26 protein-coding genes and 1 tRNA gene are annotated in these 24407 nt (G+C 60.0%); 15 read left to right on the top strand and 12 right to left on the bottom strand.

Features of this window, described 5'->3' with window-relative positions:
- Positions 1-12: 12 nt before the first annotated feature.
- Positions 13-831: a transglutaminase family protein gene (locus B5P46_RS28565; protein ID WP_129421655.1), complete on the top strand. Its 819-nt coding sequence runs from the start codon at positions 13-15 to the stop codon at positions 829-831.
- A 48-nt stretch (positions 832-879) separates the two neighbouring features.
- Here B5P46_RS28565 and B5P46_RS28560 read toward each other — a convergent pair whose 3' ends face one another.
- The 8 genes from B5P46_RS28560 to chvE all read right to left on the bottom strand — a co-directional run bounded on the left by B5P46_RS28560 (position 880) and on the right by chvE (position 9964).
- Positions 880-1290, bottom strand: a complete 411-nt coding sequence (locus tag B5P46_RS28560) for a type II toxin-antitoxin system VapC family toxin (protein ID WP_129421654.1) — start codon at positions 1288-1290, stop codon at positions 880-882.
- On the bottom strand, positions 1287-1529 hold the full coding sequence (locus tag B5P46_RS28555; protein WP_206735417.1) for a type II toxin-antitoxin system Phd/YefM family antitoxin: 243 nt from the start codon (positions 1527-1529) through the stop codon (positions 1287-1289). Before B5P46_RS28555 ends, B5P46_RS28560 begins: the two co-directional genes overlap by 4 nt.
- Positions 1530-1647: 118 nt before the next feature.
- Positions 1648-3387: an L-arabinonate dehydratase gene (gene araD, locus B5P46_RS28550; protein ID WP_129421653.1), complete on the bottom strand. Its 1740-nt coding sequence runs from the start codon at positions 3385-3387 to the stop codon at positions 1648-1650.
- 61 nt (positions 3388-3448) lie between these two features.
- Complete coding sequence (locus B5P46_RS28545) at positions 3449-4882, bottom strand: aldehyde dehydrogenase family protein (RefSeq protein ID WP_129421652.1); 1434 nt, start codon at positions 4880-4882, stop codon at positions 3449-3451.
- 69 nt (positions 4883-4951) lie between these two features.
- Positions 4952-5947: an AraD1 family protein gene (gene araD1 / locus B5P46_RS28540; RefSeq protein ID WP_129421651.1), complete on the bottom strand. Its 996-nt coding sequence runs from the start codon at positions 5945-5947 to the stop codon at positions 4952-4954.
- 119 nt (positions 5948-6066) lie between these two features.
- Positions 6067-7272 carry a multiple monosaccharide ABC transporter permease gene (gene mmsB, locus B5P46_RS28535; protein WP_011653085.1) on the bottom strand — a complete coding sequence of 402 codons (1206 nt, stop codon included), beginning with the start codon at positions 7270-7272 and terminating at the stop codon, positions 6067-6069.
- Entirely contained in the window at positions 7269-8807 is a 1539-nt protein-coding gene (gene mmsA / locus B5P46_RS28530; RefSeq protein ID WP_003542034.1) for a multiple monosaccharide ABC transporter ATP-binding protein, read from the bottom strand. The genes mmsB and mmsA overlap by 4 nt, the downstream gene beginning before the upstream one ends.
- Positions 8808-8899: 92 nt before the next feature.
- Positions 8900-9964 (bottom strand): multiple monosaccharide ABC transporter substrate-binding protein, encoded by a 1065-nt coding sequence (gene chvE, locus B5P46_RS28525; protein ID WP_020051228.1) that lies wholly within the window; start codon positions 9962-9964, stop codon positions 8900-8902.
- 271 nt (positions 9965-10235) lie between these two features.
- Between chvE and B5P46_RS28520 the strand changes: the two genes are divergently transcribed.
- From B5P46_RS28520 to B5P46_RS28510, 3 genes are all read left to right on the top strand, one after another.
- The gene (locus tag B5P46_RS28520; protein WP_129421650.1) at positions 10236-11240 is read left to right on the top strand and encodes a LysR family transcriptional regulator; all 1005 of its coding nucleotides are present in this window, start codon (positions 10236-10238) and stop codon (positions 11238-11240) included.
- A gap of 62 nt (positions 11241-11302) precedes the next feature.
- Positions 11303-11776: a hypothetical protein gene (locus B5P46_RS28515; protein ID WP_129421649.1), complete on the top strand. Its 474-nt coding sequence runs from the start codon at positions 11303-11305 to the stop codon at positions 11774-11776.
- Between the two features lie 309 nt (positions 11777-12085).
- Positions 12086-12964, top strand: a complete 879-nt coding sequence (locus B5P46_RS28510) for a Hint domain-containing protein (RefSeq protein WP_129421648.1) — start codon at positions 12086-12088, stop codon at positions 12962-12964.
- 121 nt (positions 12965-13085) lie between these two features.
- Here B5P46_RS28510 and B5P46_RS28505 read toward each other — a convergent pair whose 3' ends face one another.
- Positions 13086-13367, bottom strand: a complete 282-nt coding sequence (locus tag B5P46_RS28505) for a hypothetical protein (protein ID WP_129421647.1) — start codon at positions 13365-13367, stop codon at positions 13086-13088.
- Between the two features lie 332 nt (positions 13368-13699).
- Between B5P46_RS28505 and iolG the strand changes: the two genes are divergently transcribed.
- Positions 13700-14692, top strand: coding sequence for an inositol 2-dehydrogenase (gene iolG / locus B5P46_RS28500; RefSeq protein ID WP_129421646.1), 993 nt, complete (start codon positions 13700-13702; stop codon positions 14690-14692).
- A 274-nt stretch (positions 14693-14966) separates the two neighbouring features.
- Here iolG and B5P46_RS28495 read toward each other — a convergent pair whose 3' ends face one another.
- Complete coding sequence (locus B5P46_RS28495; RefSeq protein ID WP_129421645.1) at positions 14967-16199, bottom strand: ROK family transcriptional regulator; 1233 nt, start codon at positions 16197-16199, stop codon at positions 14967-14969.
- A gap of 227 nt (positions 16200-16426) precedes the next feature.
- Here B5P46_RS28495 and xylF point away from each other — a divergent pair, with 227 nt between their 5' ends.
- The 4 genes from xylF (at position 16427) to B5P46_RS28475 (ending at position 20124) form a co-directional block, all read left to right on the top strand.
- Positions 16427-17467, top strand: a complete 1041-nt coding sequence (gene xylF / locus B5P46_RS28490; protein WP_003542055.1) for a D-xylose ABC transporter substrate-binding protein — start codon at positions 16427-16429, stop codon at positions 17465-17467.
- Between the two features lie 263 nt (positions 17468-17730).
- On the top strand, positions 17731-19044 hold the full coding sequence (locus B5P46_RS28485) for a sugar ABC transporter permease (RefSeq protein ID WP_129421644.1): 1314 nt from the start codon (positions 17731-17733) through the stop codon (positions 19042-19044).
- A gap of 14 nt (positions 19045-19058) precedes the next feature.
- The gene (locus tag B5P46_RS28480; RefSeq protein ID WP_129421643.1) at positions 19059-19841 is read left to right on the top strand and encodes an ATP-binding cassette domain-containing protein; all 783 of its coding nucleotides are present in this window, start codon (positions 19059-19061) and stop codon (positions 19839-19841) included.
- A gap of 206 nt (positions 19842-20047) precedes the next feature.
- Positions 20048-20124, top strand: a tRNA-Arg gene (locus tag B5P46_RS28475).
- Positions 20125-20267: 143 nt separating this feature from the next.
- Here the strand turns inward: B5P46_RS28475 and B5P46_RS28470 are convergent.
- Together B5P46_RS28470 and B5P46_RS28465 are read right to left on the bottom strand one after the other, a co-directional pair.
- On the bottom strand, positions 20268-20603 hold the full coding sequence (locus B5P46_RS28470; RefSeq protein ID WP_129421642.1) for a hypothetical protein: 336 nt from the start codon (positions 20601-20603) through the stop codon (positions 20268-20270).
- A 2-nt stretch (positions 20604-20605) separates the two neighbouring features.
- A complete protein-coding gene (locus tag B5P46_RS28465) occupies positions 20606-20917 on the bottom strand; it encodes a hypothetical protein (protein ID WP_129421641.1) in 312 nt (103 codons plus the stop codon).
- Between the two features lie 126 nt (positions 20918-21043).
- On the opposite strand from B5P46_RS28465, the gene B5P46_RS28460 reads away from it, so the two are divergent.
- From B5P46_RS28460 to B5P46_RS28425, 6 genes are all read left to right on the top strand, one after another.
- Entirely contained in the window at positions 21044-21283 is a 240-nt protein-coding gene (locus B5P46_RS28460; RefSeq protein ID WP_129421640.1) for a helix-turn-helix domain-containing protein, read from the top strand.
- Between the two features lie 235 nt (positions 21284-21518).
- The gene (locus B5P46_RS35595; RefSeq protein WP_129421638.1) at positions 21519-21710 is read left to right on the top strand and encodes an excisionase family DNA-binding protein; all 192 of its coding nucleotides are present in this window, start codon (positions 21519-21521) and stop codon (positions 21708-21710) included.
- Positions 21711-21813: 103 nt separating this feature from the next.
- Positions 21814-23067, top strand: coding sequence for a hypothetical protein (locus B5P46_RS28445; protein WP_129421637.1), 1254 nt, complete (start codon positions 21814-21816; stop codon positions 23065-23067).
- A gap of 8 nt (positions 23068-23075) precedes the next feature.
- Positions 23076-23738 (top strand): hypothetical protein, encoded by a 663-nt coding sequence (locus B5P46_RS35185; RefSeq protein ID WP_245456316.1) that lies wholly within the window; start codon positions 23076-23078, stop codon positions 23736-23738.
- Entirely contained in the window at positions 23735-24040 is a 306-nt protein-coding gene (locus B5P46_RS28430; protein ID WP_129421636.1) for a hypothetical protein, read from the top strand. The genes B5P46_RS35185 and B5P46_RS28430 overlap by 4 nt, the downstream gene beginning before the upstream one ends.
- Positions 24041-24072: 32 nt before the next feature.
- Positions 24073-24366, top strand: coding sequence for a CopG family transcriptional regulator (locus B5P46_RS28425; protein WP_129421635.1), 294 nt, complete (start codon positions 24073-24075; stop codon positions 24364-24366).
- The last annotated feature ends 41 nt before the right edge of the window (positions 24367-24407 follow it).

Raw genomic sequence — 24407 nt, 5'->3', positions numbered from 1 at the left:
GCGGATAACAATATGAGACTGAAGATCAGCCACCTCACCGAATACCGCTACGACGAACCGGCGCAATTCTCGCTGCAACGGCTGCGATTGACGCCACCGACGACATCGGCACAGAAAGTGCTCGGCTGGGCCCTGAACGTCGAGGGTGCCACGCCGGAAGTAGAATATGACGACCAGTACGGCAATCACGTCAACCTCGTCTCGCTGGAAGGCGAGCAGGACGTAACGCGCATCCTGGCCGAAGGCGAAGTCGAGACGGAGGACAACAACGGCGTCACCGGCCCGCATACCGGCTTCTGCCCGCTTTGGCTCTTCCTGCGCGACACGCCGCTGACCAAGGGCGGCAGGCTGGTGAAGGAACTGATCAAGGGCGTCAGCGGCGACAACGAGCTTTCCCGCATGCATGCGCTGATGGCGGCGATCCACGAGACGGTCGATTATAAGCCCGGCACCAGCAACACCGAGACGACGGCCGAACAGGCGCTGGAGAGGAAGAGCGGCGTCTGCCAGGACCATGCGCACATCTTCATTGCCGCTGCCCGTGCCCTGCAGGTGCCGGCGCGTTATATCTCCGGTTATTTGATGATGGAGGAAAAGATCGAACAGGCCGCGACCCATGCATGGGCCGAGGCCCATATTCCCGGCCTCGGCTGGGTCGGCTTCGATCCCGCCAACGAGATCTGCCCGGATGCCCGTTACATCAGAGTCGCTTCCGGCCTCTGCTATCGCGACGCCGCGCCGATTTCAGGCATGCGCATCGGCACGCCGGGCGAAACGCTGTCGGTCACCGTGAAGGTCGAGGACGGCGGACAGATGCAAAGCCAGAGCTGAGGCTGAGCGCACAGCCCGAAAGCCAGGCGGCGCGCCTCCACGCCAAGCCTATCCCGCTGCAAGAACCTGGAGGTGGCCGCGCGCGCCATAGCTGAGGATCGCCTGGTCGGCCGTCAGCAACGGTACGCGATGAAAACGGGCTGTGGCGGCGATGATGCGGTCCGCGGGGTCGGCATGAAACTGGCCGGGTAGCCGAACACTATCTATCGCGATCGAGGGCTCAATCGGTGCGAGCTGGATTCCGGGCAGAGACAGCGCGCTGTCGATCCATCGCCCGACATCGTCGCCGAGCGCCAGGCGTCCCTTATGCACAAGCATCGCGATTTCCCAAGGCGTAATCGCCGAAATCAGGATTCGGCTTTTCTCCGTCATCTCGTCGATGGTGCGCCGGGCCTGTGAACCGAGGCGTGCGTCGTCCTGCATTGCCCAGACGAGGATATGCGTGTCAATGACGATCAACGAACGGCGTCCCAATCCTCGGGTTCAACTGCCGGAGACAGCGGATCGTCATAGCGCAATACGCTGCCCTTCATCGCGCCGATGATACTCCTGCGTCCGCTGGGGTCAGGTGCCGGCGAAAGCACGGCAACTGGCCTGCCGCGCTTGGTGATGACGATAGATTCGTGGTCTTTCGCCATCTGATCGATAAGGTTCAGACATTTCGCCTTGAACTTGGCTGCACCAACGGTCTTAGACATGACCATATCTCCTGTACATTTGTACAGAACATAATGCCATTTCTTCATTGAACAAGTGCAAAGAAAAGGCGGGGTAATGCCCCGCCTTTCATCGATTTCCAATCCTGGATTTATCCTGTCAGTGGCTGTCCTTGCCGACAGCGTTTCCGCGACATCCCTTGAGGAAATCGAGGTCGGCGCCGGTATCGGCCCCTTCGACATGCTGCTGATGCAGGAAGGCATAGCCTGATTTGGGCAGATCGTGGTTCGGCTGCCATTCGGCGAGCCGCCGCGCCAATTCCTCCTCGGAAATGTCGAGATGCAGACGACGGTTCGGCACATCCAGCTCGATCATGTCGCCGTTTTTCACGACCGCAAGCGGTCCGCCGACGGCTGCTTCCGGCGAGGTGTGCAGCACGACGGTACCGTAGGCCGTTCCGGACATCCGGGCGTCGGAAATGCGCACCATATCGAGGATGCCCTTCTTCAGCACCTTGGGCGGCAACCCCATATTGCCGACTTCGGCCATGCCGGGATAGCCCTTCGGCCCACAATTCTTCATGACCATGACGCAGGTTTCGTCGATGTCGAGGTTGTCGTCGTTGATCTTCGCCTTGTAGTCGTCGATGTCCTCGAACACCACCGCCCTGCCCCGGTGCACCAGCAGGTGCGGCGAAGCCGCCGAAGGCTTCAACACCGCGCCCTTCGGCGCCAGATTGCCGCGCAGCACGACGATGCCGCCCGAAGCTGTCAGCGCCTTTTCGGCCGGCAGGATAACGTCTTCGTTCCAGTTGACGACGTCCTTGACCTCGTCCCAGACGGTTTCGCCGGATACCGTCAGCGCATCCTTATGCAGGAGGCCCGCTTCGCCGAGGCGCTTCAGCACCACCGGCAAGCCGCCGGCATAGAAGAACTCCTCCATCAGATACTTGCCCGACGGCATCAGGTTGACGATGGTCGGGACATCACGGCCGCAGCGGTCCCAGTCATCAAGCGAAAGATCAATGCCGACACGGCCGGCGATGGCGAGCAGGTGGATGACGGCATTGGTCGACCCACCGATGGCCGCGTTGGTGCGGATGGCATTCTCGAAGGCTTGCTTCGTCATGATCTCGGAGGGCTTCAGGTCGTCCTTGACCATCTGCACGATACGCCGGCCGGTAAGCTGCGCCATGACCTTGCGGCGGGAATCGACGCCCGGGATCGCAGCATTGCCGGAGAGCGCCATGCCGAGCGCCTCGGCCATGGAAGCCATGGTGGAGGCGGTGCCCATGGTGTTGCAGGTGCCCGACGAACGGCTCATCGAGGCCTCAGCCTCGAGGAATTCGGCCTGCGTCATCTCGCCGGCCTTCACCATTTCGGAAAACTTCCACAGATGCGTGCCCGAGCCGACCCGTTCACCGCGGAAATAGCCGTTCAGCATCGGCCCGCCAGTGACGACGATCGAGGGCAGGTCGCAGGAAGCCGCCCCCATGATCAGCGACGGCGTGGTCTTGTCGCAGCCCACCAGCAGTACGCAGCCATCCATCGGCTGGCCGCGGATCGCCTCTTCCACCGCCAGCGCGGCAAGATTGCGGTACATCATCGCGGTCGGGCGGAAGGTGTTTTCGGATGCCGAGAACACCGGCACCTCAAGCGGGAAGCCGCCGGCCTCCCATACGCCCGCCTTCACCTTCTCGGCCAGCTCTCTGAGATGACCGTTGCACGGGGTCATATCCGACCAGGTGTTGAGGATGCCGATCACCGGCCGGCCGTCGAACAAGTCGTGCGGATAACCCTGGTTCTTAAGCCAGCCGCGGTGATAGATCACGTCGCGGCTCGTACCGCCGTACCATTCCTGCGACCTCAGCTTGCGCGGCCATTCCGCTTTCTTTTTCATAGTCTTTATCCTTCAGGATATCGCCGGACCGCCTCGTACGGCCCGGGTTATCGCACTTGTCTCAAGCCAGGGTGTAGGCGGTCTTGACGGTTGTGTAGAATTCAGCGGCGTACTTGCCCTGCTCGCGCGGGCCGTAGGAAGAGCCCTTGCGGCCGCCGAACGGCACGTGGAAATCGACGCCTGCCGTCGGCAGGTTGACCATCACCATGCCGGCCTCGGAATTGCGCTTGAAGTGCGTGGCATGTTTTAGGCTGGTCGTGGCGATGCCGGCCGAAAGGCCGAACGGCGTGTCGTTGGCCGTCGCCAGCGCCTCGTCGTAATCCTTGACCCGGATCACCGACACCACAGGTCCGAAGATCTCCTCGCGCGAAATGCGCATCTGGTTGGTCGCCTCGGTAAACAGCGTCGGCTGCAGGTAGAAGCCGGGCGTGTCACGCGAGATCACCTCTCCGCCGAAGGCGAGCTTGGCGCCTTCCGACTTGCCGATCTCGATATAGTCGGTATCGGTCTTCAACTGCCGCTCATCGACGACAGGGCCGATATGGGTGCCGGCCTTCAGCGCGTTGTCGACGACAAGCGTCTTCAGCTTGTCGGTGAGTGCTGCGACGAACTTGTCGTGAATGCCTTCGGTGACGATGAGGCGCGACGACGCCGTGCAGCGCTGGCCCGTGGAGAAGAAGCCGGAATTGGCTGCCGCCTCGACGGCAACGCTGAGATCGGCATCGTCGAGCACGACCATCGGGTTCTTGCCGCCCATTTCCAGCTGGAACTTGCGATTATGCTCGATGGAGGCAGCGGCGACGCGCCTGCCGGTGCCGGTGGAACCAGTGAAGGTGATGCCGTGAACGTCGGGGCTTTCGAGCATGGCCTGGCCGACGACCGAGCCCTTGCCCATGACGAGGTTCAGCACGCCCTTCGGCAGGCCGGCGCGATGGAGGATATCGACGATCGCCCAGGAACAGGCGGGCACCAGTTCGGCCGGCTTGAAGACGATGGTGTTGCCGTAGCAGAGCGCCGGCGCGATCTTCCAGGCGGGAATGGCGATCGGGAAGTTCCATGGCGTGATGATGCCGATGACGCCGAGCGCCTCGCGGGTGATCTCGATCCCGATATTCGGACGAACCGAGGGGATGACCTCACCGGCCAGCCTCAGCGCCTCACCGGCGAAGAATTCGAAGATCTGCGAAGCGCGGATGACTTCGCCGGTGGCTTCCGGCAGCGTCTTGCCTTCCTCGCGAGCCAGCAGCGCACCGAGCTCGTCCTTGCGCGCCATGATCTCGTCGCCGGCCTTCTTCAGGATGACGTGGCGCTCCCAGATGCCCGAGCGCGACCACGCCGGGAAGGCGGCCTTGGCGGCGGCAATGGCGTTTCTCGTGTCATCTGCGCTGCCGTCGGCATAGAGGCCGACGACCTCATTCGTATCCGACGGGTTGATGTTCTTCGTCGCGTTCGAGCCGACCCATTCGCCGGCGATCAGGTTTTGATAAATGGTCATGGGCTAAACAAGCCTCCTTTACCGTTTACGAGCAAAGAGCCGGCCGCCGAATGCGGCCAGCTCTTGAATTCAGAGCTGCCTGACGGCGATCTCTTCCTCGGCGGCCACTTTCAGCGGGTTGCGGAGCGCCAGGCCGAATTCGGCAACTTCGATCTCGAAGACGTCGCCCTCTTCGGTCTTGACGCCGTCGGCAAAGGAAAGGGTTGCCGTGCCGAACATATGGACATGAACATCGCCTGGAACACGGAAGATGCCATATTTGAAATGGTGATATTCCAGATTGGCGAAGGTGTGCGACATGTTCGCTTCACCGGACAGGAACGGCTTTTCGAAGATCACCTTGTCGCCGCGCTTGATGCGCGAGGTGCCGCGAATATCCTCCGGGGCCGCGCCAACGCGGATTTCCGGGCCGAAGCTGGCCGGGCGCAGCTTCGAATGGGCGAGATAGAGATAGTTGATCCGCTCGGTGACGTGATCGGAAAATTCGTTCGACAGCGCAAAACCGATACGGAAGGGCGAGCCGTCCTTGGCGATCACGTAGATGCCAGCCATCTCCGGCTCTTCGCCGCCGTCGAGCGCGAAGGAAGGCGAGATGAGCGGCGCGCCGGGTGCAGCGGCTCCATAGCCGTTGCCCTTGTAGAACCATTCGGGCTGGACGCCCTTTTCGCCGGCCTTCGGCTTGCCGTTCTCGAGGCCCATCTTGAACATCTTCATCGAGTCCGTCAGGGTTTCCTCGGCGGCTTCGGTGGTCTTCTTGTGCATGGAATCGCGCGTTGCCGCCGAGCCCAAATGCGTCAGGCCGGTGCCGGTCAGATGCAGGTGCGCGGCATCCGGATGGGTGATCGGCGGAAGGAAACGGCCTTCAGCATACGCCTTTTCAAGATCGACTGCATCGCCGTAGCCATGCGCTTCGATGACCGAGGCAAGAGACTTGCCGCCGTCAGCGGCCTCCATCGCCAGCGCATAGACGCTGACGGCGTTCTTGACCGACCTTGCAGCGCCGCCCTGCTCACGCACGGCGACGATGATCTCTCCGTTTGCACCCTTGATCTGTGAAATAAGCACGACTTCGATCCTTCTCGTTTCGGCGAAGACAGGAAAAAGCTCCGCCTGTCCGGCTCCATCAGGAGCCGGAATCCATCATTCATAGGACTGCAATGCCCGGCTGGGGCGCCTTGAGGCGCTCAGCCCTTGTTTTTGTTGTAAACGTCGAAGAACACTGCGGCGAGAAGCACGAGGCCCTTCACCATCTGCTGGAAGTCGATGCCGAGCCCGACGATCGACATACCGTTATTCATGACGCCCATGATGAACGCGCCGATGACCGCACCGGTGATCTTGCCGACGCCGCCGGACGCCGAGGCACCGCCGATGAAGCAGGCCGCAATGACGTCGAGCTCGAAACCGACGCCGGCCTTCGGCGTTGCCGAGTTCAGGCGAAGCGCGATGATCATGCCGGCTAGGCCTGCAAGCACGCCCATATTGACGAAGGTGTAGAAGCTCAGCCGCTCGGTATTGATGCCTGAAAGCTTGGTCGCCTTCGAATTGCCGCCCATGGCGTAGATGCGACGGCCGATCGTGGTCCGGCGGGTGATGAAGGCGTAGATCGCGATCAGCACCAGCATGACGACGAGAACGTTCGGCAGGCCCTTATAGGTGGAGAGCAGATAGCCGATCCACAGGATGGCGAGCGAAACGACCAGGTTCTGGACGATGAAGAAGCCCATCGGCTCGACATCGATTCCGTGGTCTTCGTTCACCTTGCGGCGGCGCCAGGCGAGGTAGAAGAGGATGACAGGCAGGATCACGGTCAAGATCAGCGAGGTCGACTGCACGGGTGTGCCGGCAATGTCGATCATGTCGCCCGGCAGGAAGCCGGTGCTGATAACCTGGAACTCCTTCGGGAACGGACCGATGTTCTTGCCGTTCAGAACCGTCAGCGTCAGGCCGCGGAAAACAAGCATGCCGGCAAGCGTCACGATGAACGACGGAATGCGGTGATAGGCGATGAAATAGCCCTGCGCCGCGCCGATGATGCCGCCCACGATCAGGCAGATCAGGCCGGCAAGCCAGAAGTTCATGCCCCATGACACGGTGAAGATCGCCGCGAGCGCGCCGACGAAGGCGACGATCGAGCCCACCGACAGGTCGATATGGCCGGCGACGATGACGAGCAGCATGCCGAGCGCCATGATGACGATGAAGGAGTTCTGCAGAACAAGGTTCGTCAGGTTGACCGGCTTGAAGAGAATGCCGCCGGTATAGAACTGGAAGAACACCATGATCGCGACGAGTGCGATGAGCATGCCGTATTCACGAATATTGCCGCGGATATAATCGGCAACGGAAACGACGTTGCTATGCTCGGTTGTCGGGTTGACCGGAGTCATTGTCTCTTCTCCCCTGAGCGCATGATAGCGCGCATGATGGTTTCCTGGCTTGCTTCTCCCTTCGGCAATTCCGCGACGATGCGTCCTTCGTTCATCACGTAGATGCGGTCACATGTGCCAAGCAGTTCGGGCATTTCCGACGAGATCATCAGAACGCCCTTTCCATCGGCGGCAAGCTGGTTGATGATAGTATAGATTTCGTACTTTGCGCCAACGTCGATGCCGCGGGTCGGCTCGTCGAGGATCAAAATATCGGGATCGGAAAACAGCCACTTCGACAGCACAACCTTCTGCTGGTTGCCGCCCGAAAGGTTGACCGTTTCCTGGAAGACGCCGGAGGAGCGGATGCGCAGCTTCGACCGGTAATCGGTCGCGACCTTCATCTCCTTGATGTCGTCGATGACGCTATTGCTCGAAATCCCATTGAGATTGGCTAGCGTCGTATTGTGCAGGATGCTGTCGCTGAGCACGAGACCGAGTTGCTTGCGGTCCTCGGTGACATAGGCAAGACCGGCATCGATCGCCTTGCGCACAGTGCTGACATCGACAGCTTTGCCATTGACGAAGACCTCGCCGCTGACTTTGTGGCCATAGGATTTGCCGAAGACGCTCATCGCGAATTCGGTGCGGCCGGCACCCATGAGACCGGCAATGCCGACGACCTCGCCCTTGCGGACGTTGACGTTGATGTCGTGCAGCACCTGGCGGTCGCGGTGCTGCTGGTGATAGGCATTCCAGTTCTTCACTTCGAAGATCGTCTCGCCGATCGGCACGGAGCGCGGCGGATAACGGTCGGCCAGATCCCGGCCCACCATGTTCTTGATGATGATGTCTTCGCTGATCTCGTCCGTGTGACAGTCGAGCGTCTTGACGGTCATGCCGTCGCGCAGGACCGTGATCTGGTCGGCGACCTTCCGGATCTCGTTCAGCTTGTGGGAAATGATGATCGAAGTGATGCCCTGATTGCGGAACTCGATCAGCAGATTGAGCAGTGCGTCCGAGTCCTTCTCATTGAGCGAAGCAGTAGGCTCGTCGAGGATGAGCAGCTTCACGCTCTTCGACAGTGCCTTGGCGATCTCGACGAGCTGCTGCTTGCCGACGCCGATGTCGGTAACCAGCGTGTTCGGAGATTCGCGCAGGCCCACCTTGGTGAGCAGCTTCTTCGTGCGGTTGAACGTCTCTTCCCAGCTGATGACGCCGTTCTTGGCATTCTCGTTGCCGAGGAAGATGTTCTCGCCGATCGATAGCAGCGGCACCAGCGCCAGTTCCTGGTGGATGATGACGATGCCGATTTCTTCGGAATCCTTCAGGACTTTGAAGTTGCGCGTCTCGCCTTCATAGACGATGTCGCCTTCATAGCTTCCTGTCGGATAGACGCCTGATAGCACTTTCATCAGGGTCGATTTGCCGGCCCCGTTTTCGCCCACCAATGCGTGGATCTCACCTTGGCGAACCTTGAGGTTCACGTTCTCCAGCGCCTTGACGCCCGGGAACGTCTTGGTGATGCTCCGCATTTCGAGGATGGTATTGTCCATAGTCAAAGTTCCAGCGCCTCCAGCCGTCGAGCGGCCAGGCGATCATAAAATCGAAGACCGGAACCCGCAAGCGCGGGTTCCGGTCCCTCTCATTACTTCAGCTTGTCTTCGGTGTAGTAACCGCCGTCGACGAGGATCTGCTTGTAGTTGGTCTTGTCGACGGCAACCGGCTTCAGCAGATAGGACGGAACGATCTTGACGCCGTTGTCGTAGGTCTTCGTGTCGTTGACCTCGGGCTCCTTGCCGGACATGACGGCATCGACCATAGCAACAGTGACCTTGGCGAGTTCGCGGGTGTCCTTGAAGACCGTCGAGTGCTGTTCGCCAGCAATGATCGACTTGACCGACGGAACTTCAGCATCCTGACCGGAAACAACCGGAAGCGGCTGGTCCGGAGTGCCGTAGCCGACGCCCTTCAGCGACGAGATGATGCCGATGGACAGACCGTCATAGGGAGACAGGACGGCATCGACCTTGGCGTCGGTGTAGTTCGCCGAGAGCAGGTTGTCCATGCGGGCCTGGGCCGTTGCAGCGTCCCAACGCAGCGTGCCGACCTTGTCCATGCCGGTCTGGCCGGACTTCACGACGAGCTTACCGCTGTCGATGTAGGGCTGCAGGACGGACATTGCGCCGTCATAGAAGAAGAAAGCGTTGTTGTCGTCAGGCGAGCCGCCGAACAGTTCGATGTTGAACGGGCCCTTGCCATCCTTGAGGCCGAGGGCGTCAACGATGGAGCCAGCCTGCAGAACGCCGACCTGGAAGTTGTCGAAGGTGGCGTAGTAGTCGACGTTGGCCGAGTCGCGGATCAGGCGGTCGTATGCGATCACCTTGATGTTGGCGTCATGAGCCTTCTGGAGAACGTCGGAAAGCGTCGTGCCGTCGATCGAAGCGATGACGAGAACCTTGGCGCCCTTGGTGACCATGTTTTCGATCTGCGAAAGCTGGTTCGGAATATCGTCGTCAGCATACTGCAGGTCGGTCTTGTAGCCAGCGGCCTCGAGCTGCTTGACGATGTTGTTGCCGTCGTCGATCCAGCGAGCCGAAGACTTCGTCGGCATTGCGATACCGACAAGCCCCTTGTCCTGCGCCATTGCCGGCATAACGAACGAAGCGACGCCGAAGGCAGCCGCAGCCATCAATGAGATAATGGATTTCATTTCTCTCTCCCTTGTTAATAGAGCAGCGGACGAAAAATCGCCCGCCCCGAAACTGTGGCAGGTTCCGTATTGGATAGTTACTTCAGATGGTGAGAAACGAAGTAGGTCTCCTCCACGATCTCACACGTGTTGAGTGCCAACCAGCACACGGCGGCAAACTGGTATGGATTCCTATAACTGTCAAATAGAATAAGTGGTAATATGCATAACAATTTTGGTATATCGTTAAAAAGTATTACTTTTGATGGAGCGCAGTGAGGAGGCTGCAACCATGACGATTGTTTCCGAGCCATTTTCGATGGATCACGTCGATATCCACAGCGATAATTTCGGCGATGACAGCCTTTTACGTGCAGGACTTAAGCTGAATCACCTGCGGATGATCGTCGCAATCGAAGATAGCGGACAGATTTCCGCCGCAGCCGAGGTTCTGAACATTTCGCAGCCTGCCGCGTCGCGGATGTTGTCCGAAATGGAATCGATCACCAAGACGTCGCTCTATGAGCGCGTGGCCCGCGGCGTGGTGCTGACGACCTTCGGCGCAGCGCTTGCCCGAAGGGCTCGGAAGATCCTCCTGGAGCTGCGCGAGGCGAGCCGCGAGATCGGTGAATTGAAAAGCGGCAAAGGCGGCTCGGTCTTCATCGGCGCGGTGACGGCGCCGGCCATGAGCCTCGTGGTGCCGGCAATCAACAAGGTGCGCAAGGCCTATCCCGGCATTGAGATCAACATCCAGGTGGAGACGAGCAACGTGCTTGCCCGCGAGCTGCTCGCCGCCCGCCATGACTTCATCATCGGCCGCATTCCCGATGATCTCAATCCGCGCCTGTTCGAGGTGAAGGAGATCGGCATCGAACGGGCTTGCCTGATCGTGCGCAGTCGCCATCCGCTCATGAAGCAGAAGACGAGCAGCCTGGCCGAGGTCAGGGATTACGACTGGGTGTTCCAGCCGCCGGGTACGCTGCTGCGCCGCACGATCGAGGACGTCTTCCTGTCGCGTGGCGTGGCGTTGCCCGAAAACATTGTCAACACCTCCTCGCTGCTTTTGACCTGCGCCATCATCTGCGAAACCGATGCGATCGCTCCCGTCGCCGTCGATGTCGCGCAGTTCCTTGCCAGCCAGGGCTCGAAGGCTTCCGATGTGCGCATGCTGCCGATCGATTTCGACATCAACGTCAAGCCCTACAGCATGATCACCGCCAGGGAACGGGCGCTGCCACCGAGTGCAAGGCTACTCTACGACATCATCCTCGAGGAGAGCCGCAAGCAGGCCGGCTGACGACACCCGCAAGCCCTGCGCCATCTTGCCCGCCTTTAATGTACGCGTCGAAAGGAAGGCGGATGCTGTTCGGACAGTCGGTATTTCAATCAGTCCTCGAGCGGCTGAAGGCGGAGGACGAGACGGACGAAGACGCCGAGGCGCGGGCGGCCCATCGGGTGCCCGGCCTTGCTACCGGGCTTGCCTTCGATGTCATGGAAGGTGTCTCGGCCGCCTCACAGCGCGTCGGCCAGGCCTATTTCGACAATCTGGATCTCGATCCCGCCGCCGCGATCGCGGAGGAACCGGCGGCTGCGCCTCCACCCGAGCCCGTCATGCCGGACCATCTCGCCCGCATCGCTCCGGAAGAGATCGCTGCGGAACTGGCGATCGCTGCCGCCGATACCCAACAGACGCTGAGCGAGAAGCGGCGCGCCTTTGCCAAGGCCAATCATCCTGATGGCGTCGCAGAGCCTTTCCGCGACAATGCCAACAGGCGCATGATGATCGCCAATCTGCTGATCGACGAGGCGATGCGCCGGCTGCCGCACAGCTGAAGCTTTCTCGAACGCAGACAAACGTTCCGAGGCTTTGGAAGAGCCGCCGTTTCCGGCTCGATTCGCGAATTCTATATGGGCTGCTTTTCCTGCGTTTCAACCGGTGGCCATGGTAATCAGTTTGATTCCTTCGCGTTCGGGTAGCAGATAAATCTTCCGCTTTTTGGCAGCGGCAATAGCGTATTTCGGGACCCCAATAGACCATGCCTACGCCCTTTTCGGTAGGACCTAGCGCAATTTAGCGAAATTGAATGCGATACAACCCAGTGTAACATAGGGCGGTGTAAATGTTTTCAGGAGAGCGCCGACATGTCATCTAAGGAAGATCCGAAGCTACCACGCAACACTGCGCGCAGACATTTTCTAGGTGTAGCCGCAGCCGCCGGAGCTCGTCTTGCCGGCGTGGCCGCCTTGGCCACAGCAATTACCACCTCTCCGGCCAACGCGCTGGGGCGGCTTTGGGGACGGGGCGGCTCCGGTGGAGGCTCTGGCGGGAGCGGTGGCTCAGGCGGAAGTGGTGGCTCCAGTGGCGGTGGCGGCAGCGGGAGCGGCCCACAATGTTTCCTGCGGGGAACGGCGATCCTCACGGATTGCGGTGAGAAGCCTGTCGAGAATCTCAGCATCGGCGATCGCGTTGCCCTTCCTGACGGTAGCACCCGTCCGGTAAAGTGGGTCGGCCGCCAAAGCTTCAAGAAGAGCGGCGCGCGCTGGCAGAAGGACGTCGTGCCGATCCGGGTTTCCCGCCACGCACTGGACGGGCACACACCCCATTCGGATCTCTATCTGTCGCCGGGTCATGCGCTGTACCTGAACGGCATTCTGATCCATGTGAAGGACCTCGTGAACGGCAAGACGATTGCATCGGTCACTCCCGCCGCCGACGCATCAATCGAGTACTATGCCGTCATGCTCGATACGCACGAAGTTATCCTTGCCGAAGGTGCTGCGGCCGAGTCCTTCCATCTGAAGAACAGCAATCACGAGAACTTCTGCAATTTTCCAGAGTACGAGCGTCTCTATGGCAAGGAACGCATCGTGATGACATCCTTTGCGCCGTTGCTGGGAGGTGGCTGGTCACATTTGAAAGCGCTTCTCCTGGTCGGCGTTTCGCCGCTGGTAGCGATGCGCGATCCATTCGGGGATGCCTGCGAAAAGATCGACGCGCAAGCCAAGGAACTGTCACTCTGACAGGACGGGAATGCGCCGGGGATCGGGCTGGCCGCACGCGAAGCCGTGCGTCGGTTTTGCGATAGTATCAAACAAAGACGTGAAGCGTGGCGCGGATCGGAAAGATCGCGGCACGCTTCGATTATTCAGCCTTCTTCTCTTCGGCTTTCTTCTCTTCGTCTACTGCCGGCCCGTCCCCGTCCGCGTCATCGGGTGTGACGACTGCCGCCGTCTCCGGCGGCTGCGGCTTGAAGGTCCAGAACAATATATAGAAGGAATAGGCGCCCGCCCCGCCCGCGAGCACGCCCCAGAACGGATCGCCGGTGATGAACTCGACCGCGGCCCAGCCGAAGCAGACGGCGACGATGGCAATTCGCACCCAAAGATGACGGTATGCCGGATGGTTCGGATCGATGAGTTGCATTCCTGCCCCGCGGTCGCATTTGTCGCACTGCCTTCGGCCCGTGCCGCGATTGTCTCTAGAGCTTTTCCTGGTCAGATTAAAGTATTCTCTTGGCTGAAAGGCCGGGCATCTTTCCGCCAGGTCAGAGGCGATCGGCTCTGATCCTGGCCAAAACCTGCTCCGGCAGAATACTTCAATCCGACCGGGAAAGGCTCTGGTTCGAATCTTGCATCTGGTTCGAATCTTGCAAATGTGAAAGATCCGCGGGCTTGACGCGGTCTACAGAAGATGGAATGAAAATTCCAGAATTTTGGCAATTCGGTTTATTTGTTCCGAATTCAAGGGAGGTTAGAATGACAGTGAGATTTGGTCTTCTCGGCGCCGGCCGCATCGGCAAGGTCCATGCAAAAGCCGTCAGCGGCGACGCCAATGCGACGCTCGTCGCGGTCGCAGACGCCTTCCCGCAGGCTGCTGAAGCAATCGCCTCCGCCTATGGCTGCGAGGTCCGCACCATCGAGGCGATCGAAGCCGCCAAGGATATCGACGCCGTCGTCATCTGCACGCCGACGGATACCCATGCCGATCTGATCGAGCGCTTCGCTCGCGCCGGCAAGGCGATCTTCTGCGAAAAGCCGATCGATCTCGACGTCGCCCGCGTCAAGGCCTGCATCAAGGTGGTGGAAGAGACCGGCGCCAAGCTGATGGTCGGCTTCAACCGCCGCTTCGACCCGCATTTCATGGCAGTGCGCAAAGTCATCGACGAAGGCAAGATCGGCGATGTCGAGATGGTGACGATCACCTCGCGCGATCCCGGCGCCCCGCCTGTCGACTATATCAAGCGCTCGGGCGGCATCTTCCGCGACATGACGATCCACGATTTCGACATGGCCCGCTTCCTGCTCGGCGAAGAACCGGTCTCGGTGCTGGCGACCGCCGCCGTGCTGGTCGACAAGGCGATCGGCGAAGCCGGCGACTATGACAGCGTCTCGGTGATCCTGCAGACGAAATCCGGCAAGCAGGCCGTCATCTCCAACTCCCGCCGCGCCACCTACGGCTACGACCAGCGCATCGAGGTGCATGGTTCCAAGGGCCTCGTCTCGGCCGAAAACCAGCGCCCTGTTTCGATCGAGGTCGCAAACGGCGATGGCTATACCCGCCCGCCGCTGCATGATTTCTTCATGACCCGTTACACCGAAGCCTATGCCAACGAGATTGCCGGCTTCATCGCCGCGATCGAGAAAGGCACCAAGATCTCTCCATCAGGCGCCGATGGTCTCGCAGCGCTGGCACTCGCCGATGCCGCGGTCCAGTCCGTCAAGGAAGGCAAGCTTATCAGGATCGGCTGACGGCCCTCTCCCGACCGGAAGCCATGCATGAGATGGCCGGGCACCTGCCCGGCCATGTCGCGTTTGATGACACGCGCAGGTGCGTGAACCGAAGACCCCTCCCCACAAGGGGGAGGGGCTAAGATGCCGCGCCCGCGGCTTTCCATTTCACGGTTTCATCCGCAGAAGGGTTGATGCTTGCCGGAGTGGGCCACCGCACGTTAGTCCCTCCCCCTTGTGGGGAGGGGTTGGGGAGGGGTTTCTGCATCCGTCGGAGCACAGCAGGCTCTCTCCCTCAACCCGACGCCTGGATTCCCTGAACACCCGAGACGACGATATCCTCGTCGATCACCGACAGCGCCCGGTTCAGATGTCCTTCGAAGACGAGGATCTGCTCGTCGGCCACCACCCTGATCTCCGGCATGCCTTCCATGCGCACGATATGCGACTGCCCCAGACCCTCTTCGATCCCTTGCCGAAGGAGGTCGTAATAGCGCGTGCCCGGCCCGGTGATGGCGATCGGCATGCGCTCCGTCAGGCTCAGCATGCGCGATAGCCCGTTGCCGAGCGCCAGCCCCGCCTGGCGAAAGGCGAAGGCGGGGACGCGGTGGCCCTGGCGGGCCTTTGCGGCGATCTTGTCGAGTTCTGCTACCGGCACGAACTTTGCCGGAATCGTATCGAGCGGCACTTCGAAGGCGCTGCGCAGGATCGCGTAGAAACCGGCATAGGCCTCGATGCAGCCGCGCGTGCCGCAGCGGCAGAGCCCGCCATTGGCCATGTGCAGCATGTGCCCGAAATTGGGCGCCGATATTTCCTGGCCTGTCTGGTTCCCGCGCTTGACGATGCCGAGCCCGACGCTGTGGCCGAGCGAAAGGGCTGCGAGCGAGCGGAAATCGGCGCCCTTCACGATCTCTTCACGCGCGCCGAGTGCTGCCGCGACCAGCAGCGTCTCGTTGTCGAGGATCACCTTGGCCTGCCATTCCGGCCGGAGCGCTGATTCGAAATCGATCTGGTCGCTGCCGAAGATCGGCGACCAGACGAGAACCGGCTCGGTGGAATTGACCAGACCCTTGCTGCTGATCGAGATCAGCAGCACCTTTTCCTGCGAAATTTTCGAACGATCGAGAATGCGCGAAAGCCCGGCCCGCACTGCCGCGACGAAGCGGGCAGCACCCGCAGGATCATGCGAACGTTCCTCGCTGAAGCGGTCGATCAGCTTGCCGGCATAATCGACCAGCGAATATTGCACCGCATCCGAGGAGATGATGACGACGATGAGATAGCCGCAATCGCGTCGCTGGCGCAGCAGCACGCGCGGCCGGCCGCGGCCGCTAGCCGGCTGCTGTTCTGATTTTTCGATGATCTGGGCTTTTTCCAGCTCAGTGGTGATGGCCGAGATGGTGGCCGACGACAGCCCTGTGGAATCAGATATTTCGGTATGCGCGAGCGCGCCGTGGCGGCGCAGCACGGACAGCACGAGCACGCTGTTTCTCTGCCGGACCAGCTCCGTGCTCGACTTGGTCAGCATGAATGCCGCCCTCTCCTCCTGCTCGCTCTTCCCGTGGTTTCCACTGCATCTCCGGCCGCTGTTGCGCAAGGAAATTAAGCCGGCAGTGCAGTGTTGACAGTTGAAAAAATCTCTGACACTAAATTTCTCGACTGTCGAGAAAAAAATCCGAACCTTTCTCGACAGCTATTCGCGGTGGCCGGAGGAAGCATGGGCTGGGCCGGTCGCAATCCACTCGGGAGGACATTATGAAGTCTATTTTGAAATTGATGGCAGGTGCTGCCATCCTCGTTTCCGTGCATACCGCTGCCATGGCTGCCGATCTCGTCGTCGGTGTTTCCTGGTCGAATTTCCAGGAAGAACGCTGGAAGACGGACGAAGCCGCCATCAAGAAGGCTCTCGAAGCCAAGGGCGCCAAGTATATTTCCGCTGACGCGCAGTCTTCTGCCGCAAAGCAGCTTACCGACGTCGAATCGCTGATCTCGCAGGGCGCCAACGCGCTGATCATTCTCGCCCAGGACTCCGATGCGATCGGGCCGGCCATCGAGAAGGCCGCCGCTGAAGGCATCCCCGTCGTCGGCTATGACCGCCTGATCGAAAACCCGGCTGCTTTCTACATCACCTTTGACAACAAGGAAGTCGGCCGCCTCCAGGCTGAAGGCGTCTTCAAGGCCAAGCCGGAAGGCAACTACGTCTTCATCAAGGGCTCGTCTTCCGATCCGAATGCCGACTTCCTGTTCTCGGGCCAGCAGGAAGTCCTGAAGGCCGCCATTGACGCCGGCAAGATCAAGAATGTCGGCGAGGCCTATACTGACGGCTGGCTGCCGGAGAACGCTCAGCGCAACATGGAGCAGTTCCTGACCGCCAACAACAACAAGGTTGACGCCGTCGTCGCCTCGAATGACGGCACCGCCGGTGGCGCGATCGCTGCTCTCGACGCACAGGGCCTCGCCGGCTCCGTTCCGGTTTCCGGCCAGGACGGTGACAAGGCAGCCCTCAACCGCATCGCTCTCGGCACGCAGACGGTTTCCGTCTGGAAGGACAGCCGCGAACTCGGCCAGCGCGCCGCTGAAATCGCTCTCGACCTCGCCGGCGGCAAGGACATGAGCAAGATCGACGGCGCCCAGGCTTTCAAGGGCGGCCCGAAGGGCGTTGAAATGCAGTCGGTCTTCCTGAAGCCGCTTGCGATCACCAAGGACAATCTGAACGTCGTCATCGACGCCGGCTGGATCTCCAAGGCGGAAGCGTGCCAGGGCGTCAAGGCCGACAGCGTCGCTGCCTGCAAGTAAGCCAAGGCTGAACTGAAATTGCCGGCGCCGCAGCGGAACACCGCTGCGGCGCCGGATGCGGATGAGAACTCCAACGACGAAGTTTTCTCCGCCTCGCCGCACCATCGCGGGTTTTCATTCCCTGCCGGAAGGGTGTCGCGACGCCACGCGACCGGTTTCCGGAAGCATCGCGATGGTGAGTTGAAGAACAGACGCATGACGCCGATGGCAGCCTCTAGCACGCTGGCGCGTCCGTCCAAACAAAGTGGGGGAACGGCAAACCCATGGCCGAAATGGTAAAATCCACAACATCAAGCGGACCGCGAGCGGCGGAAGCCAGTCCGGTGACCCGCTTCTTCCGCGCCACCGAGATCGACACACGTCTGCTCGGCATGATCGGCGCGCTGATCATCATCTGGATCGGTTTCCACATCATCACCGGCGGCCTCTTCCTGACCCCGCGCAATCTCTGGAACCTCTCGGTCCAGACGACCGACATCGCCGTCATGACGACGGGCATGGTGCTGATCATCGTCACCCGCAACATCGACCTTTCGGTCGGTTCCGTGCTCGGCCTCTGCGGCATGATCATGGGCGTGACGCAGGCCAAGATCCTGCCGGAATATATCGGCTTCGACAGCCCCTTCACCTGGGCGATCACGCTGCTGGTTGGATTGGCGGCAGGCTGCCTGATCGGCGCCTTCCAGGGCATCATCATCGCCTTCCTCAACGTTCCCTCCTTCATCGTCACGCTCGGCGGCCTGCTCGTCTGGCGCGGCGCCACCTGGCTCGTCACCAGCGGCCAGACGGTTGCCCCGATGGACCAGACCTTCCGCATCATGGGCGGCGGCGCGGAAGGCTCGATCGGCGCCACCTGGAGCTGGATCGTCGGCATCTGCGCCTGCCTCTTCGTCATCGCAAGCATCGTCGGCTCGCGCCGGCAGCGGCGGCGCTTCGGTTTCCCGCGCCGGCCGATGTGGGCTGAATATTTCCTCGCCATCCTGAGCTGCGTGCTCATCCTCGGCGCGGTCTGGATCGCCAACAGCTATTACTGGCCGATCAACATCGCCAAGAAATATGCCGAGACCAACAATATTCCCTGGCCCGAGACCGGCCTGGATATCCCCTACGGCATCGCCGTGCCGGTGCTGATCGCCATCGTCGTCGGCATCATCATGACCTTCATCGCGACACGGCTGCGCTTCGGCCGCTATGTCTTCGCGATCGGCGGCAACCCCGAAGCGGCAGAGCTCGCCGGCATCAAGACCCGCTGGGTCACCGTGCGCATCTTCGCGCTGATGGGCATTCTCGCAGCCATTGCAGCGGCAATCTCCACCGCCCGCCTCAACGCCGCAACGAACTCGCAGGGTACGCTCGACGAGCTCTACACCATCGCCGCCGCCGTCATCGGCGGAACGTCGCTGGCGGGCGGCACCGGCACCATCGCCGGCGCCATGCTTGGCGCGCTCGTCATGCAGTCGCTGCAGTCGGGCATGGTGCTGGCGCATGTCGATACGCCGCTGCAGAGCGTCGTCGTCGGCACCGTCCTCGTCGTGGCGGTCTGGCTCGACACCGTTTACCGCTCCCGTGCCAAGTGAGAGGAGCCCTAGATATGGCTGATCAACGCACTCCCCTCGTGGAACTGAAAAACATCTCGATCTCCTTCGGCGGCATCCACGCCGTCGACAATGCCTCGGTCGATCTCTACCCCGGCGAGGTGGTCGCCCTGCTTGGCCACAACGGCGCCGGCAAGTCGACGCTGATCAAGATCCTCTCCGGCGCCTACAAGCGCGATGGCGGCGAAATCGTGATCAACGGCGAACCGGCCGACATCCGCAATCCGCGCGATGCCAAGAAATACGGCATCGAGACGATCTACCAGACGCTCGCCGTCGCCGATAATGTCGACGCCGCCGCCAACCTCTATCTCGGCCGCGAACTGAAGACCCGCTGGGGCACGCTCGACGACGTCGCGATGGAAGCCTCGGCCCGCGAGGTGATGGGGCGGCTCAACCCCAACTTCAAACGCTTCAAGGAGCCGGTGAAGGCGCTCTCGGGCGGCCAGCGGCAGTCGGTGGCGATCGCTCGTGCGATCCTCTTCAACGCCCGCATCCTGATCATGGACGAGCCGACGGCAGCGCTCGGGCCGCAGGAGACGGCGCAGGTCGGCGAGCTGATCAAACAGCTGAAGAAGGAAGGCATCGGCATCTTCCTCATCAGCCACGACATCCACGACGTCTTCGACCTCGCCGACCGCGTCTCGGTGATGAAGAACGGCCAGGTCGTCGGCCACGCCCGCACCGAGGACGTGACCAAGGATGAAGTCCTCGGCATGATCATCCTCGGCAAGGTGCCGCCAAAGGCCATCCCAGGCCCCGGCGCCATGCAGATCTGATCGCCGAAAGGCGACAGCCCGCGACAATTACGCTCCGCCGCCCGCAAGGCCGGCGGAGTTTTTTTATGTAACGTTCCCAGGCTGACGGATAAAAACACCCGCCAAACCGCAAGCACCCGTATTTCTGAGAATTTCGCGATTGAAGCCAGCCGCAAGCTAGGCTAAGAACCACCCATCGGACAGGCGATTCAAACCGCCTTAGGCATGCACCCGTAGCTCAGCTGGATAGAGTGTTGGATTCCGATTCCAAAGGTCACAGGTTCGAATCCTGTCGGGTGCGCCATTCCGATCGACATAACTATCTGTTTTTACTAAGTAAATATCCACCAGATAAACCGTCGTTCCCTCGTCCCTTCCCCCAATTGGCGTAAGAAGCCCTTGGACGTCGGCGGACGTATGGTAGGCGAGACCATTGCTTCGAGGTTGCTATCCATCTTCGGAGAAGCTGCTGTCCAGCTCGTCGCCGTTCGGCTCGGAGTCCCCGCCGTCCTCGTCGTTCTCGTCTTCGATTTCCAGGTCGGTCTGTTCCGAACCCACCGGCATATACCAATGGGTTTGCGTGACATGCTCAGGGGCGCCGAGGCTGGGTTCATTGTCGTTGTCAGGTTCCAGGTTCTCGTCGCCGTCCATGAAGTCGAGAATGCCGATCAGATCCTCAATACAGGCTTCAATATTCGCACGATGGTTGACTCTGGCGACGATGCCGAGTTTTTCGGCTTCGCTCATCGAGCCAAGTATATGCACCAACCGCGAGATGCGCATGCTCACACCTCCTGACGAACTGGAACGGCCGGCCGTTCGTCGCCCACGACGAGAACGAACTGAACCTTGTGGTCGATAACATGGCGCCACGACAGCTCGGGATGCATTGTGGCCATTGCCTCGGCGAGGGCGTTGGCGTGAAAGCGGGCTAGTTCCGCTGGAGTTGCCTCGGCAAAGAAAGCATTCCAGTTGAAGGTATTTGCGACCGCTGGAGCTGCTGCTGCTGGAATGGCGGCCGTCAAAGCACCGAGAAGAGTGCGTCTGCTGATTTTTGGCAAGCCTTCGGCGGCTGCCGGAATTGCATAGTTCGGCATTTTATACTCCCGGTATATGGCGGATCAGCGTTAACTATCGCCATTAACCTAGTTATGAAAACTAGGTTTGTCAAACGAAAACTAGGTGCTATAACTATGTTTATCGTTTTAAGAGGTATTTTCCGAATGCTGACAACTGGAAACCAGCTCAAGGCCGCCCGTATTCTGGCAGAAATTGAGCAGAAAGAGCTCGCAGAAAAGGCTGGCTTGAACGTCAACACTATTCGGAACATGGAGAGTGTGGGTAACGGGCCGATCGCCGGTCGTGCAGCAAACGTTCAGGTCGTTCAACGCGTCCTCGAGGCAGAGGGGATCGAATTCCTGAACCACGGTCGCCCGGGCGTCCGCGTGGTTGGTAAGGAATGAGTCATGGCTCTGCCGGCGAACACCCCCGAAGAGATAGCCACACATTTCGGCTGGTCGCCGCGGAAACTTCGCGCGCTCGCGCGGGAAATCGGCGCCTGCTCCATCGTCGGCAACAGGATGATCTTGACGGACAATGACGTCGCCCTGCTTCTGGAGGCGTCGAGGCCGAAACCGGCAGCGATTGCCGCGCCCGCGGTTGGCTCATATGCTGAATTGGTCAAACTGAGGGCTAGCAATGAGCGACGAGGCCGAAAGCCATAAGCCATTCACACCAAAGTCACTTGCCGAACGACGGTGTTGTTCGGAACGTCACGTTCGCAACATGATGGCATCGGGCCAATTGCCGTATTTCCGCGTTGGCGGCAAATTAATGCGGATTAAGTGGAAAGACGTCGACAGCTACGAGCGGAACCAAATCAACGAGTAGAGGGAGGCCATAATTATGGCTTCCACTGGCTTTTCTGCCAGTTGACTCCGCCGACCCCACTCGGCAATTTCACCCACATCAAGCTCGGATGAAGCGGCAGCCGATGGAAGAGATTAAGCGCGTACTAACCCGCGAAGAACTACATGAGCTTGTGTGGTCGACCCCGATGCAGAAGCTCGCGGCCGAATATGGATTGTCCGATAAAGGACTCGCTAAGACGTGCGCTAAGCATTTAGTGCCGGTTCCACCACGAGGCTACTGGGCAAAACTCGAGGCTGGCCACCGCGTCAAGAAATCACCGCTCAGAAGCGTCCAGAACGAGGCTTTACACACAGTCCACATTGGGCGTTCCCAACGTCGGCTCAGCCAAGGGGCTTTAACGGCCGTCGTCGCGGCAAAAGCTGAAAAGGCGAAGCAAGCGAGGCAGGGAGCCAAGGTGCCCCCGCTCATAGAGGAGCCAGGGGAGAACCCGCACAAATCGATCGCGTCGGTAGCCAAACAGCTGCGAAAGGCGAAACCGGATAGCGATGGCGTAATTCGTTCCTCAGGCATCGTCGTGCACGAGCGTAGTCGGGAACGAGCAGTCACCATAGTGCATAATCTTGCGAATGTGTGTGAAGGCAAAGGCGTGCATGTTTTCATCAAGGAAGGTCGGATGATCTTGGACTGCGAGATTGGTTCGGCGACCATTTCGTTGAGCGAAGAAAGGCGGCGCGTCAAACATGAGCCTACACCGGAGGAACAAGCAGAATATCAACGACTAAAGGCAAAGCGTGAAAGAGAACGAGCTCGAAATATCTGGTCTCTTTTCGGACGAATTGAGCCATGGCCTGAATTTGACATTGTATACACGGGCAAGCTTACTCTGGCCTGCGAGGGCTGGACGCAGGGCCTTCGGAAGTCGTGGTCTGATGGAAAGAGCCAGACGGTTGAGGGCTCGCTGGCTGACTTTGTCGACGGCGTACGCCTCATCCTCACTGCCAATGCCGACGCCGACCGCATAGCCGCCGAAAAGGACCGCCGCCGCAACGCACTTCGCCATAGACGCGAGCTCGCCGAAAAGCGATCAAAGCGGGAAGAACAGCGCCTGGCTTATCTTCAATCGGTCGCTGGTATCCGCCGCGAAGTCGCCGACCTGCGGGCCACGATAGATGCAGTCCCCAAGGCAGACCACCTTCCGCCGGAATACCGTCGGATGATTGAGTGGGCTGAGGGTCGCGTTAGGGAGCTCGAAGCGAGGACGACTGTAGAGCAGATCCAATCAAATCTCATATCCGAGGCCCTTTATCCCTTCCCCGACGATCTACATGACCCGGAAGGCGATCCACCGCCTAAGACGAACTACTGGGATGATTGAGCGTGCACATGAAGGATGCAGACCGCCTCCCCTATTGGCCCGCCGCCCTGAACAAAGGAATGGCGGCCGCATACTGTGGGCTATCTTATGAGTTGTTCCGCAAACTATGTCCTGTAAAGCCGATCGGGTTTACCGATTCTGCGAAAGGTGAGCGCTATCTTCGGCTGCGCCTGGACGAGTGGTTGCTGTCATTAGACCAAAACACCCCTTTCTGCACGACCTACGCGACGAACGAGGTCGAGCCTGGCAGCTGGAAAACGGCCTCAAATCAAATTGCAGAGCCTCGGAACGGAGCCGGCGGTTACCCCGTCATTGATGATCCAAAGCATCCTGTTAACGTTTTCTACGAAAGCCTTGGGTTTGACCCAGAGACGATGAACGAGGATGACATGCGGCGCCTTAGGGCGAAAGCTCATGAAGAATGGGCAGCGGGCATACCCGGAACCAAACTTGGCAAGCGAGAGATCAAAGCATTGAAATATCTCGCATCGATTGGACCCGCCATCAAAATCCATTGGCGCGACGTGAAGGATTGCGGACCAGATACCGAAGAAAGGCTGAAGATCAGGGGATTCATTGAGACATTCCCGCAGGAGAATTATCCAGATCGGATCGGCTATTATATGCTCACAGACGAAGGGTTTGCAGCTTCGCAGGAGTCGGGAACATGAACGACCGCGACGAAGAATTTGGCGACGACGACCTCGTGCCGTTGGCAAAGGCCTGTAGAATTTTTTTGCACGATCATCTCACGAAATCATCTTTACGCACGGAGAGCCGAAAGGGAACGTTGGAGATCATCCGGATCGCCAACAAAGATTTCGTCACCCGAAACGGCATCCGTAGAATGATCGAAAAGTGTACCGTGAGGAATGCCGTGCAGGCACCGCCCCGGGTAACTGCTAAGGAGGCTCTTCGGCTTAAGCTTGACCAGCGGAAAAAGACTGGGCGGCAACAACCGGTGAGGCAGTAAGAAACTCACTTCAGGCGCGGACGGATGAACAAGTGACGACCTCCTCAGATACAGCCACCCTCCTCGAAGATGCCGCTGATCGGATCGCAGATATCTCGCGCGCGGATCTCCAGATCATGCTGCGCCGCGCGGCACTGCGGCTGCGCAATGCCGGCACCGTCTCGATGGAGGATGACGTCGAGGAAGCCTTACGCGACCTGGCCGGTGAGCTTAGCATGACGCGCAACGACACGATCAGGTTCATCGTCCGGGAGTGGATGGAGAAGAACACCTATCTGCCGGTGCATGATCTTGATGAAGACGGCCAAGTGGACGGGAATGCCTAGTCGATATGCACGGCACCCAATAATCCGCGAAGACAATGAGC

It is taken from the genome of Rhizobium leguminosarum (genome assembly GCF_004123835.1).
Classification (GTDB): domain Bacteria; phylum Pseudomonadota; class Alphaproteobacteria; order Rhizobiales; family Rhizobiaceae; genus Rhizobium; species Rhizobium leguminosarum_M.
Note: the sequence above shows the minus strand (reverse complement) of the source record. Positions and strands in the feature narration are given on the sequence as shown.

Coding starts and splice junctions, on each gene's coding strand:
- araD (WP_129421653.1), bottom strand. CDS start 3,387: ATGAAAAAGAAAGCGGAATGGCCGCGCAAGCTGAGGTCGCAGGAATGG.
- B5P46_RS35595 (WP_129421638.1), top strand. CDS start 21,519: ATGAGCGACGAGGCCGAAAGCCATAAGCCATTCACACCAAAGTCACTT.
- xylF (WP_003542055.1), top strand. CDS start 16,427: ATGAAGTCTATTTTGAAATTGATGGCAGGTGCTGCCATCCTCGTTTCC.
- B5P46_RS28515 (WP_129421649.1), top strand. CDS start 11,303: ATGCTGTTCGGACAGTCGGTATTTCAATCAGTCCTCGAGCGGCTGAAG.
- B5P46_RS28495 (WP_129421645.1), bottom strand. CDS start 16,199: ATGCTGACCAAGTCGAGCACGGAGCTGGTCCGGCAGAGAAACAGCGTG.
- B5P46_RS28460 (WP_129421640.1), top strand. CDS start 21,044: ATGCTGACAACTGGAAACCAGCTCAAGGCCGCCCGTATTCTGGCAGAA.
- B5P46_RS28470 (WP_129421642.1), bottom strand. CDS start 20,603: ATGCGCATCTCGCGGTTGGTGCATATACTTGGCTCGATGAGCGAAGCC.
- chvE (WP_020051228.1), bottom strand. CDS start 9,964: ATGAAATCCATTATCTCATTGATGGCTGCGGCTGCCTTCGGCGTCGCT.
- mmsA (WP_003542034.1), bottom strand. CDS start 8,807: ATGGACAATACCATCCTCGAAATGCGGAGCATCACCAAGACGTTCCCG.
- B5P46_RS28505 (WP_129421647.1), bottom strand. CDS start 13,367: ATGCAACTCATCGATCCGAACCATCCGGCATACCGTCATCTTTGGGTG.
- B5P46_RS28520 (WP_129421650.1), top strand. CDS start 10,236: ATGACGATTGTTTCCGAGCCATTTTCGATGGATCACGTCGATATCCAC.
- B5P46_RS28480 (WP_129421643.1), top strand. CDS start 19,059: ATGGCTGATCAACGCACTCCCCTCGTGGAACTGAAAAACATCTCGATC.
- B5P46_RS28545 (WP_129421652.1), bottom strand. CDS start 4,882: ATGACCATTTATCAAAACCTGATCGCCGGCGAATGGGTCGGCTCGAAC.
- B5P46_RS28465 (WP_129421641.1), bottom strand. CDS start 20,917: ATGCCGAACTATGCAATTCCGGCAGCCGCCGAAGGCTTGCCAAAAATC.
- B5P46_RS35185 (WP_245456316.1), top strand. CDS start 23,076: ATGAAGGATGCAGACCGCCTCCCCTATTGGCCCGCCGCCCTGAACAAA.
- B5P46_RS28565 (WP_129421655.1), top strand. CDS start 13: ATGAGACTGAAGATCAGCCACCTCACCGAATACCGCTACGACGAACCG.
- B5P46_RS28555 (WP_206735417.1), bottom strand. CDS start 1,529: ATGTCTAAGACCGTTGGTGCAGCCAAGTTCAAGGCGAAATGTCTGAAC.
- B5P46_RS28485 (WP_129421644.1), top strand. CDS start 17,731: ATGGCCGAAATGGTAAAATCCACAACATCAAGCGGACCGCGAGCGGCG.
- mmsB (WP_011653085.1), bottom strand. CDS start 7,272: ATGACTCCGGTCAACCCGACAACCGAGCATAGCAACGTCGTTTCCGTT.
- iolG (WP_129421646.1), top strand. CDS start 13,700: ATGACAGTGAGATTTGGTCTTCTCGGCGCCGGCCGCATCGGCAAGGTC.
- B5P46_RS28445 (WP_129421637.1), top strand. CDS start 21,814: ATGGAAGAGATTAAGCGCGTACTAACCCGCGAAGAACTACATGAGCTT.
- B5P46_RS28510 (WP_129421648.1), top strand. CDS start 12,086: ATGTCATCTAAGGAAGATCCGAAGCTACCACGCAACACTGCGCGCAGA.
- B5P46_RS28430 (WP_129421636.1), top strand. CDS start 23,735: ATGAACGACCGCGACGAAGAATTTGGCGACGACGACCTCGTGCCGTTG.